Annotated in this window: 23 protein-coding genes; 10 read left to right on the top strand and 13 right to left on the bottom strand. The window is 43.6% G+C overall.

The genetic code is table 11. The features are described from left to right. Positions 1-6: 6 nt before the first annotated feature. The 8 genes from FO447_RS02250 to FO447_RS02215 form a co-directional block, all read right to left on the bottom strand. Positions 7-3,324 carry a TonB-dependent receptor gene (locus FO447_RS02250; protein WP_200757463.1) on the bottom strand — a complete coding sequence of 1,106 codons (3,318 nt, stop codon included), beginning with the start codon at positions 3,322-3,324 and terminating at the stop codon, positions 7-9. A 66-nt stretch (positions 3,325-3,390) separates the two neighbouring features. Next, positions 3,391-4,533: an ISAs1 family transposase gene (locus tag FO447_RS02245; protein WP_118139234.1), complete on the bottom strand. Its 1,143-nt coding sequence runs from the start codon at positions 4,531-4,533 to the stop codon at positions 3,391-3,393. A 380-nt stretch (positions 4,534-4,913) separates the two neighbouring features. Next, on the bottom strand, positions 4,914-6,113 hold the full coding sequence (locus FO447_RS02240; RefSeq protein WP_117692597.1) for an FtsX-like permease family protein: 1,200 nt from the start codon (positions 6,111-6,113) through the stop codon (positions 4,914-4,916). A gap of 82 nt (positions 6,114-6,195) precedes the next feature. Further along, entirely contained in the window at positions 6,196-6,840 is a 645-nt protein-coding gene (locus FO447_RS02235; protein ID WP_118151189.1) for an ATP-binding cassette domain-containing protein, read from the bottom strand. 132 nt (positions 6,841-6,972) lie between these two features. Then, positions 6,973-8,370, bottom strand: a complete 1,398-nt coding sequence (locus FO447_RS02230) for a DUF4836 family protein (protein WP_200758453.1) — start codon at positions 8,368-8,370, stop codon at positions 6,973-6,975. Positions 8,371-8,384: 14 nt separating this feature from the next. Then, a complete protein-coding gene (locus FO447_RS02225; protein ID WP_118139601.1) occupies positions 8,385-9,140 on the bottom strand; it encodes a 16S rRNA (uracil(1498)-N(3))-methyltransferase in 756 nt (251 codons plus the stop codon). A gap of 60 nt (positions 9,141-9,200) precedes the next feature. Further along, positions 9,201-9,764 (bottom strand): UvrB/UvrC motif-containing protein, encoded by a 564-nt coding sequence (locus FO447_RS02220; RefSeq protein WP_118151193.1) that lies wholly within the window; start codon positions 9,762-9,764, stop codon positions 9,201-9,203. A gap of 87 nt (positions 9,765-9,851) precedes the next feature. Then, on the bottom strand, positions 9,852-11,153 hold the full coding sequence (locus tag FO447_RS02215) for an MFS transporter (protein WP_118151195.1): 1,302 nt from the start codon (positions 11,151-11,153) through the stop codon (positions 9,852-9,854). Positions 11,154-11,326: 173 nt separating this feature from the next. On the opposite strand from FO447_RS02215, the gene FO447_RS02210 reads away from it, so the two are divergent. After that, positions 11,327-11,854, top strand: a complete 528-nt coding sequence (locus FO447_RS02210; RefSeq protein WP_118079787.1) for a chromate transporter — start codon at positions 11,327-11,329, stop codon at positions 11,852-11,854. A 30-nt stretch (positions 11,855-11,884) separates the two neighbouring features. Then, complete coding sequence (locus tag FO447_RS02205) at positions 11,885-12,457, top strand: chromate transporter (RefSeq protein ID WP_200757461.1); 573 nt, start codon at positions 11,885-11,887, stop codon at positions 12,455-12,457. 209 nt (positions 12,458-12,666) lie between these two features. Here the strand turns inward: FO447_RS02205 and FO447_RS02200 are convergent, their stop codons facing one another. The 3 genes from FO447_RS02200 to FO447_RS02190 all read right to left on the bottom strand — a co-directional run bounded on the left by FO447_RS02200 (position 12,667) and on the right by FO447_RS02190 (position 14,444). After that, a complete protein-coding gene (locus FO447_RS02200) occupies positions 12,667-13,314 on the bottom strand; it encodes a DUF3256 family protein (protein WP_200757459.1) in 648 nt (215 codons plus the stop codon). A 111-nt stretch (positions 13,315-13,425) separates the two neighbouring features. Further along, positions 13,426-13,653 carry a hypothetical protein gene (locus FO447_RS02195; RefSeq protein ID WP_200757457.1) on the bottom strand — a complete coding sequence of 76 codons (228 nt, stop codon included), beginning with the start codon at positions 13,651-13,653 and terminating at the stop codon, positions 13,426-13,428. 362 nt (positions 13,654-14,015) lie between these two features. Beyond that, positions 14,016-14,444: a helix-turn-helix domain-containing protein gene (locus FO447_RS02190; protein WP_118253405.1), complete on the bottom strand. Its 429-nt coding sequence runs from the start codon at positions 14,442-14,444 to the stop codon at positions 14,016-14,018. Positions 14,445-14,588: 144 nt separating this feature from the next. Here FO447_RS02190 and FO447_RS02185 point away from each other — a divergent pair, with 144 nt between their 5' ends. The 8 genes from FO447_RS02185 (at position 14,589) to FO447_RS02150 (ending at position 19,933) form a co-directional block, all read left to right on the top strand. Then, the gene (locus FO447_RS02185) at positions 14,589-14,894 is read left to right on the top strand and encodes a hypothetical protein (protein WP_117586505.1); all 306 of its coding nucleotides are present in this window, start codon (positions 14,589-14,591) and stop codon (positions 14,892-14,894) included. Further along, positions 14,872-15,150, top strand: a complete 279-nt coding sequence (locus tag FO447_RS02180; RefSeq protein WP_117586506.1) for a hypothetical protein — start codon at positions 14,872-14,874, stop codon at positions 15,148-15,150. Before FO447_RS02185 ends, FO447_RS02180 begins: the two co-directional genes overlap by 23 nt. 11 nt (positions 15,151-15,161) lie before the next feature. After that, the gene (locus FO447_RS02175) at positions 15,162-15,461 is read left to right on the top strand and encodes a hypothetical protein (RefSeq protein ID WP_117586507.1); all 300 of its coding nucleotides are present in this window, start codon (positions 15,162-15,164) and stop codon (positions 15,459-15,461) included. Further along, positions 15,458-16,795, top strand: a complete 1,338-nt coding sequence (locus FO447_RS02170) for a DUF7833 domain-containing protein (RefSeq protein ID WP_200757455.1) — start codon at positions 15,458-15,460, stop codon at positions 16,793-16,795. The genes FO447_RS02175 and FO447_RS02170 overlap by 4 nt, the downstream gene beginning before the upstream one ends. Then, positions 16,779-17,402: a hypothetical protein gene (locus tag FO447_RS02165; protein WP_118253402.1), complete on the top strand. Its 624-nt coding sequence runs from the start codon at positions 16,779-16,781 to the stop codon at positions 17,400-17,402. The genes FO447_RS02170 and FO447_RS02165 overlap by 17 nt, the downstream gene beginning before the upstream one ends. 133 nt (positions 17,403-17,535) lie before the next feature. Then, the gene (locus FO447_RS02160; RefSeq protein WP_234699044.1) at positions 17,536-18,555 is read left to right on the top strand and encodes a toprim domain-containing protein; all 1,020 of its coding nucleotides are present in this window, start codon (positions 17,536-17,538) and stop codon (positions 18,553-18,555) included. Between the two features lie 239 nt (positions 18,556-18,794). Continuing rightward, positions 18,795-19,226, top strand: coding sequence for a hypothetical protein (locus tag FO447_RS02155; protein WP_200757451.1), 432 nt, complete (start codon positions 18,795-18,797; stop codon positions 19,224-19,226). Between the two features lie 125 nt (positions 19,227-19,351). Then, positions 19,352-19,933: a hypothetical protein gene (locus FO447_RS02150; RefSeq protein ID WP_118313387.1), complete on the top strand. Its 582-nt coding sequence runs from the start codon at positions 19,352-19,354 to the stop codon at positions 19,931-19,933. 560 nt (positions 19,934-20,493) lie between these two features. Here FO447_RS02150 and FO447_RS02145 read toward each other — a convergent pair. Beyond that, positions 20,494-20,655 (bottom strand): hypothetical protein, encoded by a 162-nt coding sequence (locus FO447_RS02145; protein WP_153082140.1) that lies wholly within the window; start codon positions 20,653-20,655, stop codon positions 20,494-20,496. A gap of 12 nt (positions 20,656-20,667) precedes the next feature. Next, the gene (locus FO447_RS02140; protein ID WP_117586515.1) at positions 20,668-21,387 is read right to left on the bottom strand and encodes a hypothetical protein; all 720 of its coding nucleotides are present in this window, start codon (positions 21,385-21,387) and stop codon (positions 20,668-20,670) included. Positions 21,388-21,497 lie beyond the last annotated feature (110 nt).

Here is a 21,497-nt window from a genome sequence, read left to right as displayed (position 1 = left end):
CTAATATTAGAAAATATAACGGAGACCCACTGATGCATACCAGCACTGACCGATAGCGTGATTTGGTACGAAAGTCTTAGTGTTACCATTGATTGACTTTGGTGTTGAGAAGGTAGCATAGCCATCCTTGTCATAACCTTCATATCTCAAGATGCGTGGATCTGAACCTATCTCAGGGTTCAAGTACTTCATGACGCCCCAACTAGAGTTAAAGAAGTTGAGTACGTTCTTCATATCGAAGCTCAACTGGATAGTATTGGTGTGACCTGCCACATCAAACTTGAAGTCGTGCTTGTAGCTGAAGTCGATGCGATGTACCCATGGGCTGTAAAGGCTATAAGCCTCTGCATACTCGCCCTGATGATTCTTCAGATAGCTATTATTATGAACATAATCCATGAATCGAGTCTTGTCGTCCTCTGTTTTGAAACGGAACTCATTGTCAGCTACCTGCTGGTCGGTTGGGATATAGATAGCATCATAGTTGTAACCATCAGCATTGATATCATTTACCATCATGTAAGAGTAGTTGTAACCACCACGCCATGCCTCATAGATGAAGCTATAGTGGTTGTTGCTCTTGTCGTGGATTGTTGCAGAAGCAATGATACGATCTGGAGTTACATTCTGTCCGTTGTGCAACTTGATGTTGTTAGGACCATATACTGTAGAGATGTAGTTCAATACAGAAGATGCGTTAGAACCTGGAAGTGAAGTTACCTCCTTAGATACAGTATGAGTATAGGCAGCCATCAAGTTCAACCACTCCCATGGCTGAGCATTTACCTGTGCAGAGAAAGACCAACCATAACCACGGCTTGTGTTCTCAAGTACATAAGCACTTGTACCTACAGAAGAACCCTTAGGATATATAGGACGGTTGTCTGCACCATTGAAACGTGGGAAGCCCTTTACATCCTGTACACTCCAGTCGGTCAATGTAGCTGCATTCAATGTCTTGTTGAAGATACCCTCAACAGAAACAGACATTGGGAATGACACAGGAATCTGATAATCGACAGCGAAAGATGTCTTCCAAACCTGTGGCAACTTGAAGTTTCTATCTACAGCAGAGATTGCTGAAGGAACAGAACCCTCTTCAGGAGTGATGTTCTCTGGGTAACCCATAGAAATCAACTTGTCACGGAGAGCTGCTGCTGTTGGCTTACCATCCTTATCAACAACCAGACCACCTGCAAATGGAGTCATATCTACACCCTCTTTCTTACCTGTCTGAGGATTCCATGCCTTGGTTGCATTCAGCTGTGCCTGATACTGTATCATACCAGAGTTGGTTGGCAAGTTGGTGAAGAATACCAATGGCAAACGGCCCTGGAAGAAACCAGTACCACCACGGAACTTCAATGTCTTGTCACCAAATACATCATATACGAAACCGATACGAGGAGAAACAGTCAAAGAGCTGTTTGGCCACTTGCCAGAGTCGATGTGACGACCGTTATAGTCGAGACCGAGAATGGCATTGTTAGTCATCAAGTCAGAATTGTCGAAGAACAGACCATCCAGACGAAGACCATAAGTCAACTTGAACAGAGGAGTCATCTGCCACTCATCCTGAGCGTAGATACCAGCCTTGTTATACTGTACGCGGGCAGCAGGATTGTTGTTGCCACCATAACCATAAGTCAAACATACAACCTCTGGAATACCACCATTCAGGAAGTCGTCGAGACTCTTGTAACGATAGTAACCAGTACCATTACGCTGATAAGCATTGTCAGCCATCTGGTGCTCATAGTTGAGACCGGCGATGATCTTGTGCTTACCGAGATAGTAAGTTACATCGTCCTTGATATTCCATACAGTATTGTGTACGGCATTGTTCCAGGTAAACAACTCATAACCCAAAGCCATGTAGTTGTTGGTACCATCAGCATCAGCAGTTCCATCTACACTCTTCTGTCCGCCATCGAGGATATCGATGAATGGGAACTCAGAAGAATTGGTGTAACGGCTATCATCCAACTTAGAGTATGTGAACAGGAACTGGTTAGACAGATTATCTGTGAAACGGCTGTTCAAGTCAACAGTCCAAGAGTTGACGAGGTTGTCATTGGCATACATACTGTTGGCAAATGACATAGAGTACTGAGACATACGGCTACCAGAAGCACGTGTACCACCATCCATAGATGATGCGTTAGGAGCCTGCCAAGAACGGTTCTTGGTATAGTTGTAGCGTACAGCCAAGTGATGCTTGTCTGTGATGTTCCAGTCAACACGGAAGAGGAGTTTGTAGTTGCTCTCGTCTGCAGGGAAGTTGGTCCATGAACCTGTATCATAACCATACTTATCCTTTACGAAATTAGAAACTTTCTCCAAATCAGCAAGCTTGGTACGAGAGATATAGTTTTCAGCATCGCCGATACCATTCTCAGAACCTCTCCAGCGATTTACCACTGTAGGAGTCTTGACCATTTCACCGTTAGCGAAGAAGAACAACTTGTTCTTGATGATAGGACCACCGAGAGAGAAACCCCATGTAGTCTGCTGTTCCTTCTCACGTGCACCAGAAATCTGCTCACGCTCGATAGCATCACCACGCATGTTCTCATTCTTGTGATATACGTAAGCGCTACCCTTGAAGTTGTTGGTACCAGACTTGGTAATCGCATTGACACCACCACCTACGAAGTTAGTCTGACGAACATCATAAGGAGAGATAACAACCTGCATTTCCTCGATAGCATCCAGAGAGATAGGAGCACCACCACCAGGAAGCTTTGAGCTCAAGCCGAAGTTGTTGTTGAAGTTTGCACCATCCACAGTGAAGTTGGCTGTACGGCCATCAGCACCTGCGAATGACATTCCGTTTCCACCATAAGGAGAAAGACGGGTGATATCTGTAATGCTACGGCTAACGGTTGGCATGTTAGCAATCTGCGCATTAGAGATATTGGTAGAAGCACCTGTCTTCTCTACACTAAACTTTGAGCCCTTGGCAACAACTACAACTTCGCCAAGTTGCTTAGAATCCTCATCAAGAGTCTCTTTCAAGTTGTAAGTTTCACCAAGCTGAAGCGTTACGTTCTTTACAACTTTAGTCTTGTAGCCAATGTAGCTAATCTTAACTTCGTAAGGACCACCGACACGCATACCATTAATAGTAAACATACCATCAATGTTGGTTACAGCTTTGTAACGAGTTCCTGAAGGAACGTGAACGGCTTCAATCGTTGCGCCAATCACGTCTTCACCACTAGCTGTTACCGAACCACTTAAACCTGATGTGGTAATCTGCGCCATGGCTGTGGTTACCATAAAGGCCAGCAAAGCCACTAATAAATGCAATCTTTTCTGCATACCTTTTATTATATAAAATTATTAAAACTTGGGGATATAACCCCCTCTTATATCAGGGCAAACGCATTAAATTGCGCTGCCCTCCAAAAGTTTTGACAGGTACTCTTCATCCCAGCCTGCCTTCAATCTTTTCAGGTTGAGACTTCCCTTGGTCGTCTTGTCATTTTTCAAGATGGAGAGGACCATTTTGCTTATGGTAGAGAAGTTCCTCGCTGCATTTTTGACTTTCTTACTTTCGTCTTCTCTGAAAGTAATGTCCAATTGCCAATGCAAGTTGTTTTCTATGGACCAATGTTGCCTAATGGCGCTTGCTATCTTTTCGGGGTCTTCATTACTTAAGGAAGTTATATAGTATCTTGTTTCCTCAGATGTTTCACCAGATGTCGCAACAGATCTTCTTGAGGTAATCCCGACAACAGACCTTAACCCAACAAACCTGTTCTTAAACATTCTCTGCATTATGTCCCCATAGCTTACAACAATGCAGGTTCTTTCTTCCTGACGACCATGTCCCTCATTAAAGGAATAATGTTTTGTCACTACATTACAATTGCCTCTATACTCATGCTCGTAAATCATGTCCTTAGCAAATTCGTAACTTTTCTTCTGATTTTCCTTCAAGGCGATAATATAGTCCCCCTTGCCTTCTATGATTTTCTCTGTTATAGAAGTTTGGCATCCCATAGCATCTATTGTCACAATGGCATTTGACACGTCTATAGCACTAAGCAACTTGGGAACGACCGTGATTTCATTTGTTTTTTCACCGACTTTCTCTTGCCCAAGTGATATGCTGTTGTCTGCTGACCAAGCAGATACGATCCATGTGCGGAAGTCAGCTTGACCAATAGTGTGCTCGGCATCACACTTGCTTGATCCACGCATAAGCTTGCCATCAATGGCAACAACACCTTTGACTTCCCCTACAATTTCTCTAACCCAGTTTCTGAAGATCTCTTCAAATCCTTTTGGATCAAAGATAGAAAAGAAACGATTGAAGGTGTCATGGCTTGGAATAGTCTCCAACCCCTGCAAACGCTTTTTGAAGAAGTCTAACTTACTTTTTCCAAACTCTGCAATTTCGTTCCAAGATTGAGCTCCTGCAATTACCGCAGCGATTGTAATGTAAATGATATGTTCCATTTTATGGACAGTTCGACCCGCAACTCGTGGGTCGGCTATTTGTTTAGATAACTTAATAATGCTCATTTTGTACCTTTTATTTGTTAATTATTTCTTTACAAAGGTACAAAAAATATTTCATATATACAAATATATAATGTTAATATTCAGTAAGTTACAACTGCACAACGCAGATGTTAACGAATAAAATATTTAATGCGTCTGCCCTGCCTCTTATATTGTTATCGGTTGCAAAAGTAATAAAAAAATTGCTTTTATTTGTTACAAAAGCATGAAAAATAGTGTTTTATAACATAAAAAAAATCTGCGTTAAGCAAATAACGCAGATTTCTTTTAATTTGTTATTTATAGCGAGGGATTGCTTATAGTTTTTTCGGGGGTTACAAGCGGGGGACTGACCTTTTATGACAGGCGATGGAATCGCCTGGAACGGAGGCTAGGCGCTCTTACTCCTTTCGCTGCCAGATGCTCATCACCTTGCGACGGATGGCTACGATGTTCAGGATAGAAACTATCAGGAACAGGAGCAGACCTAGGGCGATGGCTGGGAGCATGGTGCCCTCGTCGATATCAGGGAAGAGGGTTTCGATGAAGCCCATGTAGTAATCGCGAAGGAAGAAGAGGATGATCCACGCGATGATAAGTACCACGATGTTCAGCGCGATGGTGAGCACCTGATATGGCTTTGCTACATTGTTCGGACTGTAACCTATCAGAAGAAGATTCTCTAACTTAGAAGAATTCTTCTGAACCAGCAGATAGATGCTGAGCATCAGAATATAGAAGCTCAAAACGGAGATAACCAAACCGATAATCATCACCATCGATACCATCATGCGGAGGAAATAGGTAGTCTTCTCTGCATCCAGCTTGTCTGTCTCTACCTCATAACCATTATCATCCAGGTATTTGGTGATGTTCTCGTCTCCCGGGTTTCCTACCTCTACGATGAGGCGGTTAGGATCGCTCTTCTGGTTTGGAGCGAATTCCTGGTTGCTCCAGTCCATGAATGCCTGTGGAACGAGGATGGTGTTGAGTCGCGAAGAGAAACCGATTACCTTTCCCTTGAACTGCTCTTTCTTGCCACCAGCCTGAATCTGGATATTGAAATCAATCATGCCCATCAGTCCATCGCTGATTTTAGGAAGCGAATGACTCTGGGCGAAACCGAAGTTATACATATTAATATAGGTACGCGGGAGGATGATTGGCACCTCCTGAGTTCCCGGCGTATATTTCCAGTCCTTGAGCGGCACATCAACAAAACCGTCAGGCACACTCTCGAAGAAGAGTTCGCTGTTCAGAACGTTCACGCCGTTTACACCCATCTGGGCATCTACCTTATATTCAGTAGAGGTGAATTTTCCTATCTTCTTTACAAACTTCTGGTCTCCGATTTCATCGATTTCAGAACCCGAGAAGGTATTGGAACGGCCGCTGATGGTATTTCCCATACCTATCTTCTTGCTCATGATGAGGTAGTCGGCTTTCATGAAACTGTCTTGCTGAGTGAAGACAGGCAGCACGTCTTTATAAAACTGAAAGCCGAAAAGAACGATGAGCATACCGAAGAGATTGGCGAAGGCAAAGCCCGCAAACTGAGGTATGCTGATATGCTGACGCAATAATTTCCAAACGAGATTCATTTTAAATTTCGAATTTATAATTTATAATTTTCAGTTTATAGCAAACTTGCTATTAACTATAAACTGTCAACTATTAACTTTACTAAAGTTTAAACACGTGCTCGTAGGGCAAGTCCATGTGCTTACCGATACTGGTTACGATGACGCCAGCCCCCTGCTCCTTCGCTTCGGTCATCATGATATCTGCCATGATGCCAGAATTGTTGTCGTCGAGGTGACTGATAGGCTCATCAGCCAGAATGAAGTCGAAAGGCTGACAGAGCGCACGCATCATTGCCACACGCTGCTGCTGTCCGAACGACATTCTGCCGATTTTGGCATCTACCTTATCAGCAATACCGAGCATATCAAACCATTTCTGTATCTGCTCACGCGTCTTGAATCCGGTTATCTTGTTCTTAATTTCTACATTCTCCAAGGCAGTAAGCTCAGGGAAGAGACGGAGTTCCTGAAAGAGATGGCTGATGTGACGCTTGCGCATCTCTACCCAGTCTTTCACCTTGTAGTTGGCGGTAACATCATTGTCGAACATCACGCTTCCGCTGTAGTCGTGACGATAGCCGAGCACATAGCTGCAGAAAGTACTCTTTCCGCTGCCACTCTCTGCCTCGATAAGATAAAGATGACCTTTCTCGAAGGTAACATCCTGCTTCCATATCTCCGAATCCAGGTCGTTGCGCTGGGCAAAAACCTGTGGGAGAACGGAATGAAGCTGAATCTTTTCCACTTTTTTTATGTTTAATGTTTAATCTTTTACCTTTAAAATTAGGACTTTTTTGGGGGACTAGCGATAGAATCGCTAGGAACGGGGGCGCAGAGAGAGAGGGAGGGGTAAGGTTCTTTTTACCCTTTTACCTTTTTACCCTTTTACCTTTAAAGTATAGACCACCGAAGTAAGATTTCCGAAGACTGGGGTAAGCAGACCGGTTACGGTAGAGATGGCATCATCCTTGCCCGAGCCGTCACTACCAGAACTCTTGGCGAGATTGATGACCATTGCCAGTTTCTGACCGACGATGAGCTTCTGAATCTTTGCATCTATCGGATGATTACTTGGTTTCACGGCATATTGCGCCATCAGCTGATCGCTTCCGCTAAAGAACTGCTTGTCATCCGTCACACCGAAATAGAACGAGGTTTTGCCATCGGTATAGAAGTAAGCATTCTTTCCCCAATTGGCTATCTTCGCACCAGCCGGACATGAAGTTTTCCAATAATCAACATCGCCCAACCACTTGGCATGCGACAGTTTAGCAGCCATCGTCATCTGCATATTGTTATCTGTAAGCGAAGGCATCACGATAGCCATATCTCCATCCACACTACGGATGATATTATCCATATCGATGGCCTGGTTGATACCCATCAGGAGGGTCTGAAGGCTGCGGTTGCTCTGCATCATCGGCAGGAACTGCTCGCCCTTTACGTTCATGAAGATACCCGCCAGGGCATCAGCAGGCATCGACTTAACGTAGCTGCCTTTAATCGGACGATAGGTTTGAGCCGCCTTCTTCAGGGCCTCATCTATTTCTTTATTAAAGGAGAAGGTTTCTCCCTTCACCTGCAGGATACCGTCTTTTACGTCCATCTCAGCAGCAATCACTACCTGCGAAGGGTCGGTATCTTTAGGCGTGCCAAGGGTAAATGGAGCAACGAACTTCTCCGGCAGCGCCTGAGCCTGAGCCACCATAGCCATAGGCGAAGTGATGGTTTCCAGACGTTCAAACATAGGCGATGCGGTAATACCTTCGTCCTCATCAGCCTTCAGATATTTCACCATCTGCTGCTGGAGCTGGGCCTGCGCATCGGCTACAACCGGTCCCATAACGAGGAGTGCCTGATCAGAAAAGCCGACCAGCCACGAATTTTTCAATACAGAGAAATGAAAGCCTTTGCGCTCCTTCACCTCTGTAGCGATATGCTGTTTGGCAAGCGAAGCAAGCCAGTCTTCCACATCGCCCTCATCGCTCACCTTGGCACAAAGTCCGAGGTTGCCATCAGCACTCTCAAAGAGGAATATCTTCTCTGAGATGTCGATGCCACACTTCGATGCATCCTCAACGTGCAGCAGAGACTTGAGCATTCCCGCCTTGTCTTCATCGCTTTTGCCGGATGCCATCTGCTGCATGTCAACAGAGATGAGCGCAGTACTTTTCTTTGGAATGGCATTGAGATAGTCAGTGCCCGAGCATGAGCTCAGCAATCCCAATACGACAGCCAAGCACATGAACATCAAACTCTTATACAATCTTTTCATCACACTAGTAAATATTATAAAGCTCTTGCCAGATGGCACATGTTGACAGCCACCAATCCTGCTGTTTCCGTACGGAGGCGACTGGTGCCAAGCGAAACACTCTCATATCCGTTTTCCAGGGCCAGTCTCACCTCATCGATAGAGAAATCGCCCTCAGGTCCTACCAGCACGGTGATGTCATCGGCACCCTCCTGGGCTGCTCCGGCAGAATCATCAGCTGGGCATGACTTGGAAATCTCGGCAAAAAAGTCTTTCTTTTCTATCTCCTCATAACAATGACAGATAAACTTTCTGCCATTGCGGGGAGTAGTAATAAAATCTTTAAAGTTCTGCAGTTCGTTGACCACAGGTTTCCAAGCCTTGTGGCTCTGCTTGACGGCAGAAACCACAATCTTGTCTATGCGGTCTATACGGATGACCTTGCGTTCAGAGAACTTGCAGTTGAGGAAAGAGATTTCATCGAAGCCGATTTCCGTAGCCTTCTCTGCCATCCATTCAATGCGGTCCATCATCTTTGTCGGGGCGATGGCCAGGTGAATGTGTCCGCGCCAGGCAGGCTGCTGCGGCATAACCTCCTTCACCTCATAGATGCACCGTTTGTTGGTAGCCAGCGAAACTTCTGCACGGTAGAACACCCCCTTGCCATCCATCAGGAACAATTCGTCCCCCGCCTGGATACGCAAAACCCTGAGTGCATGAGTAGCCTCTTCCTGAGGTAGTTCTGTCTGTGTAGCCGCATCTGGCACATAGAAAAATCTAACTTCTTTCATTTCCTCTTATTGTTACTTTTTCTTCTTATTTTTCTGTTATTCCGTAAGAATATCCTTTAATTATTCACTTTTTTTGCCTTTGCGGCGCTCTATCTCATCACGAATGGCTGAGGCTGTTTCGTAATCTTCTTCATTAATGGCACAATCCAATGCTTTTTCGAGCATCTGGTCTGGCAAAGCCGAAATTGGTACCGCACAAGAAGCCGAACTCATATCATTTTTATTAAAAGGAGTAGAAATTTCCTTTATAACCAGCTCTGTTGTATACATTTCTATATCCGCAGCCACAGACAACAACACAGCCTGGTCAGTCTTGATGCTCATACGTTCATTTGTGATTTTATTCACAAGAGTAGCATATACTCCCCTCTCTGGCGTAGCATCGAATTCGAGATAGAAATCGTCTACATTTTGCCTGTCAAATAGTGTCCAAAGTACAGAGATCACATCATTTTTAAAATCAGAAGTTTTCGAATTACATGCCTTCAGCTGCTCTGCTACATAATCATTAGTCATAATAGACAAAGCTCTTTTTTCGGATTCGTCTACCAAACTAATAATACATGTCCCGGAAGCTTCCGGAATGCCAAAGCAGGCAGCGAGTTTAAGTTTGTACAATATCATTATGTACCCTTTCTTTATTTAAATTTATTTATATTCTTACGTAACATTCTGTTTTTACTCTCGCGTTGAGTATGACCTTTTTCTTCCTTATTTCTGTTCTTTCTTCGGACGGAAGAGGACAGCAAAGGCTACTGCTACCACGAGCGCATAACCGGCAAAGATGAACCAGCAGGTTTTCCAGTCACCCATCAGGTAGCCATCATCTGTCCAGTGGCAGTAATGGTTGATGACCATACCTGCGAGAATGGTTCCGATAGATGCTCCCAGACCATTGGTCATCAGCATGAACAGACCTTGAGCCGATGCTCTTACCTTCACATCACATTTCTGGTCTACAAACAGACCACCCGACACATTGAAGAAGTCGAAGGCTACACCGTAAACGATGCATGAGAGGATGAAGAAGGTAACACCCGGAAATGCAGGATTGCCCAATCCGAAGAAACCGAATCGCAAAACCCATGCCATCATGGCGATGAGCATCACAACCTTGATGCCATAACGCTTCAGGAAGAACGGAATGAGAAGGATGCAGAGCGCCTCGGCTACCTGAGAGATGGATACCAGGAGCGTAGCATTGTTAGCTGCAAAAGTATCGAGCATCGCAGGATCGCCCTTGAAACTGGTAATGAACGGAGTGGCATAGCCATTGGTTACCTGCAGACTCATACCGAGCATGCAAGAGAAGATGAAGAACATCGCCATCTCACGGCTCTTGAAGAGTTTGAAGGCATCGAAACCCCATGTCTCTACCCAGCTCTTTGTCTCTTTCTTCACGATAGGACAGGCTGGCAATGAGAAGCAATAGAGGAAGAGAAGAATGCTGAGCACACCCGATACCAGAAACTGATAATGAGTATACTGGAACTTATGGGCGTTCTCGCTCAACAGGAACGAGAATGAACCGTTGTCCCAGGTAGCACAGTTCACAATCCACATCGTGAGGATGAAGCCCACGGTTCCGAACACACGGATTGGCGGAAAAGCCTTCACGGTGTCGAGCCCGTTGCTCTTCAATATACTGAATGCCGAAGTATTTGACAATGCCAATGTAGGCATATAGAAAGCCACGCTGAAGGTGTAAACGGCAATAAACATTGCCTCATTAGGAGTCTGACTAGCCTGTCCCATAACGAACAGACCTATCATGGCTGCTCCTGCCAAAAGGTGACAATAGCCCAAAAGACGTTGCGGCTGGATATACTTATCTGCCACAATGCCCATCAATGTAGGCATAAAAATAGATACGATTCCCTGTATGGTATAGAACCAGGAAATCTCGGCACCCATCCCAGCCTTGCCGAGATAGTTGCCCATAGACGTGAGATAAGCTCCCCAAACTGCAAACTCCAGGAAGTTCATCACTGCTAGGCGTACTTTCAGATTCATAGTTTAATGTCTTTTTATTATAAAATATTAGCTGCAAAGATACAAATTTTCGGGTAAAAAGCACACGATTTTGAAGATTATCCGCATGAAAGCTAGCATATTTAACAAATTATGTGTATTTTTGCAGCCGATTTCAACAGATATAAGAGAAAAGTAATATAGAAACAACAGATATGTTAGTAAAATTTTTCCTCACGTGCAATAAAATCGGGGCTTTCACGCTAGGCGGAGGCTATGCCATGATACCGATCATGGAACAGGAATTTGTAGACAAGAACAAGTGGATGGACAAGCAGGAGTTCATGGATATCATGGTAGTGGCTCAGACCACTCCGGGCATCTTCGCCATCGACATGGCGAGTCATATCGGCTATAAGCTGAAGGGAGTCTGGGGAGGCATTGTGGGTGCCATTGGCATCGCCCTGCCTTCTATCATCGCCATTCTCATCATCGCCATGTTCTTCCAGCATTTCAAGGACAATTATTGGGTGGGTAAGTTCTTCATGGGTGTGCGCCCTGCCGTGGTAGCACTCATTGCTGCGCCTTGCTTCAAGATGGCAAAGACGGCAAACATCAACCGCTACAACATCTGGATTCCCGTTGTCTGCTGTCTGTTGATTGCAGCTTTCGGCATCTCCCCTATCTACATCATCATCGCAGCCGGTGTGCTGGGCTGGCTCTACGGAAAGGTAAAAAAGTAAAAAAATAAAAAGGTAAAAAATATAGAGATTATGCTATTTCTGAAATTATTTCTGATATTTACCAAGATTGGTACATTTAATTTTGGTGGCGGATATGCGATGCTTTCGCTCATCCATAACGAGACGGTAGTGAAGAACCATTGGCTTACCAATGCTGAGTTTACGGATATTGTGGCTATCAGCCAGTCTACACCGGGCCCTATCGGCATCAACTGTGCCACCTACGTAGGTTATACCGCCTGCCTTCACGACGGCTATCCTACCTGGGCAGCCTGGCTGGGTTCAATATTGGCTTCGCTCTCCATCATGTGGCTGCCTTTCATCATCATGATTCTCATCAGCCGCTATCTGATTACGCACAAGGATTCTAAAATCGTAAAGGATATCTTTGCGGGACTCCGCCCTGCCATCATCGGACTGATAGCTGCTGCTGCCGTTCTCCTGATGAATAAAGAGAACTTCGGATCACCAACCGACAATCCGTTTGTCTTCGGAGCAAGCATCGTGCTGTTTCTGGCTGCTTTCTACTTCACAAAATTCAGAAAGACCAACCCTATCCTGCTGCTTTTCATCTGCGGTATCATCGGAATGGTTATCTTCTAAACATCGCCCTGCGGTCTGAACCAACGGCCTCCAGCCGATGGGTAAGACAAGGGGCTGATGCCTTCAGATAGGGACAAAAAAAAAAATTGATTGTCTCACGACAACCAATCTTTTATTAACCTTAATAATCTAATACCATGAAAAACACGATGCAAAGGTACAAATAATCTTGTAACCTACAATAGTTTATAGCAAAAAACTTCAAGAATTTAACTCTCCTTAAAAGTTTTACCATTCCAGTTAAATTTTCTTTGCACTTTTATTGCATTTACAGCCTTCTTATCGTCAGCAGACACGAAAGGTAAAGCCAAGCGCACTACGAGGCTGTTTTCATGTTGCAGGAGCAGAGCACTCACGATTTTGAGTTCAATTTTCCCCTTGAGTTCCTCAAACTTAGCCTCGCTCATTGTATCGGGTTTGGCTACAAGTCCGGAAGCCAGTTGCTGCAAAGATTTTCCATCGAAAATTCTGCTGGCATCCTGCTCCTGCCAATCCTGATTAAAGAGATAGAGTTCGCTCTCCTTCTCTACTCCGGCAAAAGTCTTCACCACGCAAAGCAGCGAATCGCCATTAGCCGATGGCAGTTTCTTCATCTGCAAAGTAGCGCTCTTACTCGTTCTCAACTGAGCGAAATCAGCAGTCAGCGTATCCATCACACTCGTTTCGCCTAACAGATTCTTCACTTCCGCCTTCACTCCCATCTCCTGCAGCTCAGTAAATTCCAACCACAGGTTGTGGTTGAGATAAGGCACAACAGAATCGGGCATCGAAACCAGCAAGTCCTTCATCGACTTAGCTTCCATGCCCAAGCTTGCCATCATCAGGCAAGCACATAATATATATTTTATCTTCTTCATCACTACAATTCCTTCGACCACTTCTTTCCCCAAGGAGTAAAGAGCCATGCAAGAAAGGCCAATGCTACTATTGAGCACACGGCAAAAGTTAAAGCTAATGTATTCATATATTTATCTTTTAGAAATTAACAAACCTATTATAAATAAAATGACAGTTAAGAAAACACCCCAAAATATCGCCCAGTAAGAATCTTCCTGATTGGTCTGAACTAAACCAAACAGAGCCGCCATCCCACCTAATACCATTACAGTAAAAGTGGATTTACTCATATCAAAGAAATACTTCACTACTGTTTCTCTGACAAACTTTGCCTTTTCCTTCTCTTCTTTTGCTGCCATATTTCTCTATTTTCCGACAAAATTACGGAAAATAAATGTAACTTGCAAATGATTTGCTCATTTTCTTTCGAAATTTAACCTAAAAAAGACGAAAAAGAGGAAAGCGCTTCATTACGAAACACTTTCCTCTAATTATCTAATCATTAATCGTACAATCTTCTTTCAGAAGAGATTTACTCCTCAACAGCAGCCTGCGCCGCAGCAATATTATCAGTATGGGAAGCCCTTTCCGTAGGTTACTCTAAACATAGGATAATATTTCCTTCTGTCTATGTAAAGGCTTTACACCTTATTATATTTATATACATATTTATATATATAGTTAATTCATTATCTATTTTTCATGAAATCGTGATGGATGATTACGCATTCTTTTTCTGCAACGGCATAGGCACATCCACATTTGAGTTCTTGCCACCAAGCATTTGGATAGTTTCCTTCAATGCTTGCACCTGTCCCTTTAGAAATATAATCTCCTGGTCTTTTGCATCAGCAAGGCTCTGTTGTCGTTTCTTATATAGGATTGCTGCATCCTCTTCCTGCGCCACGCCTACAGTTTCTTCTTTAGCAACGTAGCCTTCGCCGCCATTCTTCATGTATTTTGTTCCGCCATAGAAGAAATCCATAGTCACACCAAGAACTTCACAGATTCTCTCCAAGATGCCAGTCTTTACGTCTTGCACCTTAAATTGTTTACTAAGATTGGATTGAGACATATCCATCCTCTCTGCCAATTTTTGTATTCCAATATTCTTCTGCCCTAATATCTTTCGCAGTTCTATTCCATTCATTTAATTAATATGAATTAATTTATGTTAATAATTTACCAAATATTCATATTTTTATGAATGTTTTGGTATCTTTGCACTCGAAATAACGAAATAGTAACGTTCGTAAAACGAAATACGTTTGCAAATATACATAAAAAATACAATATGAGCAAGAATAACTTTGAAATTTTAACCGAAGTTTATTCTGGAACCTCAATAGGCGAAAGAATAAAAAAGAGAGAGCAGGTCATCAGCGACTACCTCAACGTGTATGGGCAACTCATCCTGAACAAGGTGCTGAAACCAACCCCTGTGATGGAACACCTTGCCAAGAAATACAACTTTTCTCGCTGTGGTGTCTTGAAGATACTGAAGGAAGCAGGAATATATCATGGGCGTTCAAATCCTGTGGTATATCCAAGTGAGTTGAACAATAAAACAGAAATTTATGGAACAGCGAATCGTGTTTGAGGACAAGAATGTCAGTTACAAGACATTTCTTGAAGACTTAGCTACTTTCCTGGCACCAAAGATTGCGCTCTTGATAAAGAATCCTCCAAAAAAGTATTATAGTGAGCGAGAAAGTATGAGAGTGTTCGGTTCTGGGAATGTGCGCCGTTGGATTAAGGAAGGCAAGCTCAAACCTTTTTCCAAGAGAAAGGGAAAGACAGAATACAAAGTCAGCGACCTTCAGGAGTTACACCGAAGAGAGCAAGACTACTTTTAAAGCAAAGAGCAATGTACAGAATCAAAAGATATTATCAAGTAGCAGAGAAGCAACCTTGGCTTATAGACCTCCTCGTGAAGTTGAAGCCTTCGTACTTTGCCCCTTGCCAAGGCATAGAAGAGTGCAAGCTTGCACTCCACAACCTAGGCGAGGACATAAAAAAGCAAGAGCTAAGTTGGAAAAGAGGAAAATTTCTCCTTTCCTACATACGAGACATAACAGAGAAAGACGATGAAATCATCATCAGCTACAAAGGCGGCAAGCCCTGCGTGTCTTTCAAAATAGAGGAATCAAAAGCCAAAGAATCATGAACATAGCAGACAATAGTTGGATTAAGTTGCCACGCAACTTTGTAAATTGGAGTTGGTACCATGACGCAAACATGGTGCAGCTATATCTGTACCTTCTTCTCAACGCCAACGTTTATGATGTCAAATACAATGACATCACCATCAAACGTGGCGAATGCCTTGTTTCCCTCAACCATTTATCTAAGGAAACTGGGATTTCATTGCAGAAGCTTCGAACAGGGCTCGCAAGACTCCAGCGCACCAAAGAAATCGAATATAAGAAGTTGCAGAACGGAAGAATCATCGTTCTTGTTGATTTCAACAAGTTTCAGCCTATCGGAATAGACGAGGCTGCTCCAGATTGGATAAAGTTATATCGCAAGATTTGCGATTGGGGTTGGTATCATGAGCCAAACATGGTGCATTTGTATGTGTACTTCATGTTGAAAGCAAAATTAGTCATAAACAACGACAGCAGAAGTGAAGCATGGCAGCTCAATTCCACCTTGCGTTTATTGACAAAAGCAACCGGCATTTCCGAGAAGAGCATCAGAACTTGTCTAGCCAGATTACAACGAACTGGCGAAATCTCGTATTTACCAGGGGTGGCACATAAGCAAAGCGTCATAACTCTCTGTAATTATGATAGTTATCAAGCTACAAAAATTTCAACTAACACAGTGCTAACACAAGAGAGGCACAATAATATAGAATCCGTGTCAGAACATAACAACTCACAAATATCGGCACAAAAAGAACGAGACATAACTCGCTGTAATTATGATAGTTACCAAGCTACAAAAATCTCAACTAACACGGTACTAACACAGGAGCAACATAGTTCTAACACGGTACTAACACAGGAGCAACATAGTTCTAACACGGCTTTAACAACACTAAAAGAATATAAGAATAAAAGAATAAAAGAAATAAAGAATATCGACGACGACATCGCGCACGTGCGTGAGGGGGATTTCGTCGAAGTTTTAGAAGTGACCGAGGTGGAGAAAGAAAACGAGCAAAAGAAATCAAACAAAGAAAATTTTGCCGACCTCGTGAAGTCAGAAACCACATGGTTAGCTGCCATTCAGAAAAAATACAAGCTCCTCACATCAGAGGAAGTGAAGAACAAAGTTGACGAGTTCGAGATTGAACTAGTCTGCCGTGGCAAGGATAAGCATGAGGATATGAAAGACTTCAAGTGTCATTTCTGCGACTGGCTTGAAAAGAATTTGAGAACTATCAACCAACCTCAGGCTTCCAACCGTTCCCCATCACCAACCTCAGAGCGTTGGAGCGGCGAGAAGTTTGTACCAAAAAGTTCGGAAGGAGGCATCTATGAAGGAAATTTCTAATATGGGGTTCACCCCAGAGCTGTGCTTTGAGCATCTGCGCTATCATTTCGCCCAAGAGGTGAAAAAGAGAGAGAAGTCTTTCGTTGCCGAACCATCCCAGATGGAAAGCATGAAAAAAGTCGCCTCGTGGTTAACAACCGGAAAGGAGCACTGCTGGCTTGTCCTCAACGGCATCACAGGCAACGGAAAGACCACCTGCGTGAAGGGGATGCGAAGCTTCATCAACTGCTGCAAGATTCCCGATCCTAGCAATGGAGAAGGCAGTGTGTTCAGCTCCAAGGCAGGAATCTGGCTAGTCACGGCTAGAGAACTCTACCAGATGTTCGTAAGTAACAAGCCCAAGTTTGAGCGATGCGCCAACACCTACATCCTCGCCATCGACGAGCTAGGAACGGAAGAAACGGACTTCTGCGAGTACGGGAACAGATACAAGCCCATCGAGCAGCTGTTGTCGTATCGCTACGACAAGATGCTCCCGACCATCATCACCACCAACTTGCCGATGGCAGACATACGCCCGAAATATGGTGACAGGCTTGCGGAAAGGCTCAACGAGCTGATGGAAGTGGTACACATGCCAGACATCAACTTCCGCAAGATTCACTAAAAAGCGTAAAAACAACGCTCAGGACGACTTTTCCGAGGCAAGCAATAAATTCCTCACAGAAACAAACAAAACGTCTCAAATCGCAAATAAAGCGGCAAAAATTAGGTTTTACATGGAAGAATACAAAACAATTTTGAAGAAAACAGATGGAGGACTGGATATTTTCAGCTATTATCTGGGTAAGGAGTGCTTGAAGAAAAAGTTCAAGAGCCCCTTCAGAAGTGGCGACAACCGTCCGTCCTGCCATCTGTATCTCAACGAGCCTCCAGGAGAGCAAGCCTACTACTATCTCCAGGACTTTGGCGACAGCAGATGTAGCGGCAACGCCTTTGCAATCGCTGCAAGGGTGCTGAACATGAGCATCCGCAATGATTTCAAGGCCGTATTGGAGAGAATCGACCAGGACCTGTGCCTGGGAGTCTTTGAGGAGAACAAGGGAAAGTACTCCTCAAAGCCCCAGTTCAACAGAGCTGCCATCAAGCAAGAAATCAGCAAGAACAAGACATCAAGTATCAAGACTTTCATGCCTGTCATACAAGAATTTATGTCTTGGGAATTAGAGTATTGGAACAAGTATGGAATCGATGTCAACACCCTACGTCGCTATCATGTTCACAGCCTAAGAAGCGTGACTTTCAATAAAGCCGACGGCAAGAGTTTCAACATATTTGGTTCCAAGGCCATCCCAGCCTACGGCTATTTCTTCAACGACATGAAGGGCATCAAAGTATATCGTCCTAAGGCAGAAAACAGATTTCTGTATGGCGGCGACCTGCCAACGCCATATGTGTTTGGATGGGAACAGTTGCAAGAAAACGGCGACATGGTGTTCATCACTGGTGGAGAAAAGGATGTCCTGTCCCTTGCTTCCCATGGCTACAATGCCATAGCATTCAACAGCGAGACGGCAAAGATACCTGCAGACAAAATAAAGCTGCTTTCCCAGAGGTTCAGAAAAATTATATTTCTTTACGATTCTGATACTACAGGCATCAAGGAATCCAAGAGCAGAGTGGAAGAGTACAATGGCAATTACAACGTTTTCAGATTGGAGTTACCTCTCAGAGGAACCAAACAAGAAAAGGACATTAGCGACTATTTCGCCTTAGGAAGAACGACACAAGACCTACAAAAGTTAATAAACAAGATGTAGGAACATCATGATGATAAAAGTAAATGAGTGAAACGAATAAATATTTAACAATCATGAACAAGCAAAAGAACGGAAAAGCACTGCATTTGGAACACGCAGCAGAAGAAATCTGCTTTGAGTCCTTGACAGTGAAAGATCAAGAAAAACTGCAAGAATTTGGCATAAATCCTTCCTCGATACCAGAAGAAGTATATTCCATCGACTGTAGCAGCTTGAACAGAGTGTGGCACGGAATAGGAATGAGAAACGTACACGGAGGCGTGGAGTTCATCAGCCTGACGGAGATGAAAAGACCAACGACAATTCATCGCAAGGGCATCACATTGCAACCTTCTAAAAAAGGCTCAGTCGCTAGTTGCTGCCTTTTTAGTAATTTCATGGACTATCTGGCCTATCTCTCTTTGTCGAAGGACGGCAAGATTGCACTCCCCAAGGAATGCGATTGCATCATCCTCAACCACCATTTCAACCTCTCTCACTTTCTTGTAGAAAGCGAGGAGTACGAGGAAGTGAACCTGTTCTTGCCCAACAGTTCAGCAGGAAAGGTGCTAACGAGAACCATCATGGACAGAAATCCGACCGCAGTGGACTGGTCGGGAAGTTACATACACTTTCAGAGCCTTCGCTCATACGCCTATTACAAGTTCATAAAAAACAAAGAGAGCCTATGAAAATAGTGGGAATAGCATTCGGTGTTGCCGTCATTGGCATCATCATCGCCTTCATCTACGAGATTAAGTTCACTTACAGAGATGGGGACTTATGGAAAAAGTAAATGCTATAAAACGCAAACCTTATGAGAAATAACGGAATCCTTAACATTGACGTTGCTAGGGCAGATTTGCCCATGCAACCAGAATATTGGATAGAAGAGACTTACGTATCAAGATACGAGAAACTTCTTAGAGTGATAGAAAAGAAGACCTCTTTTCTGCCATATCGCAACACAAAGGTCATCAGGGAAATTTCCTTTGAGGTTCCAGCATCCACCACACTGGAGCAAATAAAGGAAGTAAGTCTGGCATTTGAAAAAAGATTCAAGGTATCATGTTTTCAAATCAGCATAGACCGCTCAGTGCAGGTAGCCCACCTGTTGTTTGCCTGGATAGACATGGAAACAGGCAAGGCCGTCAAGCTCGATGTCAACACCTTGAAGCGTGCCACAGGTATGTTTCTGAGAAGACTTAAGCTTCCTCATCCCAAGGACTATGACAAATGGATAAGATATGTCCTTATCGATGCCTATGAGGAATGTCCAGATGTCTTCAAGCAACAATACAGGGCCATTTGCAAGGAAGACAAAGAGACTGAAAGCAGTTGCATTATCAGAGATGCCCTTGCCTATGCCGAACTTATGAGCAAAGGGCAAGCAAAGTAAAATAGCACCGAAATATTTCAAATAGAGTAGATGTAGGGGATTACTCCCCTACATCCTACTCTATTGTTCTATAAAAGCAATCTTTTCCCTTTTATACAGTGAGTAGGCAACACGTCCTACCAAGTCACCCTCATACCTTACCAATTCCTCATAAATGAAGTTATAGTGCTTTGCCATGCTGCCTATTGCTTAGTACACGTTCAAAGATAGCATTAATGCTATTCTCTGTAAATGTTTGACTATAGGTCTTACCTTGGACATGAGTGTCCACGGTAACCCCCATAGGTGAGACATTCTTGTTGTTCTGCCCTATCTTATATTTTCTCATCCTCTCGTTAGCCTTGAGGATTGTCTCTTCTGATACCTTACACATAATTTATGCCACAAAGGGACTTTATTAAATTTATTCCGCTGCAAAAGTACGACAAATAATTCTAATCTCCAAACTTTTATGAGTTTTAATGGCTTACAAACAAAAAACTCCTGATTCTCTCGAACCAGGAGCGCTGAACCTTATATATAATGATTTTGCAATTTAAACTACAGGATTTGCCATTAAACTATAGTGAATGGTCATGAAGCCAAGCCTTCTGGGAATAGCTTAGTCTATCCCAGTTGGTCTTAGAGCGTCTTCTTTTCTTTTTATTTCCACCACCAACTACCGCTTCCACGGTTTTCTTGCCGAGCCAACCGGCAAATGCCAAAGTTAATAAAGCCTCCATAATCGTAACGTTTTATTTGTTAATACTAAATGTTCCTACAGGGATGGCTGTAGCCGTGATGATTGACATATAGAAGATGCCATACTCTCCTGGCTCTGCCTCAGATGCTGGAATTTCCAAGAGATAGCTTTGGTTTCCATATTTATGACCTGTGAAAGCTACATATCCTCTCTTCTTGGTTTCTGCGCTGCCTATCAAGGCAGGCTTGAACTCCATCCATTGAATTCTTCTGTCCTTCTTTGATGCTTTGAAACGTACAATGCGGTAAATCTCCATTGGATCGTACTCGTTCTTCTCTCCCTTAATGAGTAAACGGATGCCATTATTTGCATTCTTCACGGTGTAGGCAGATTTGCCACCTGCGAAAGCAATGTCCATACCCTCTGCTCCTGCGAGGGTATTCACTGCATCGGCAGCTTGTCCTACTCCAGCTGCTGTTCCCATCACACGAACACCATTAATTATACCAGAAGCACTTCCAGATGTACTGGCCCCTATCATACCTCCTGCAAACCCCAAGTCTCCAACAGCTCCTGCTATCTTGGCAAATTTGCCGAATTTATTCTGATGCTTGGAAATCATTCCGTCCTCTTTTGGGAGCGCATCGAAAGTGGAATCACTTGTGAGCACGCAATAGCTGTTAATAAACTCAGGCTCTGGAGCCGTTACCTGTTGGGCAAATCCTGTGGAAGTTGCAGCCAACATCATCATTGATGCTAAAATTTTCTTCATATTACTTATATTTTAAGAACTTTTTCTGTTGCAAAGGTACAAAAAAGCATCGAAATATGCAAATAATTATATAATTATTTTGTTATATTACCAATATTCATATCTTTGTA

Origin of the sequence: Segatella copri (assembly GCF_015074785.1) — a bacterium.
Taxonomy (GTDB): domain Bacteria; phylum Bacteroidota; class Bacteroidia; order Bacteroidales; family Bacteroidaceae; genus Prevotella.
The sequence above is the reverse complement of the archived record's forward strand: the minus strand, read 5'-3'. Positions and strand labels throughout refer to the sequence as shown.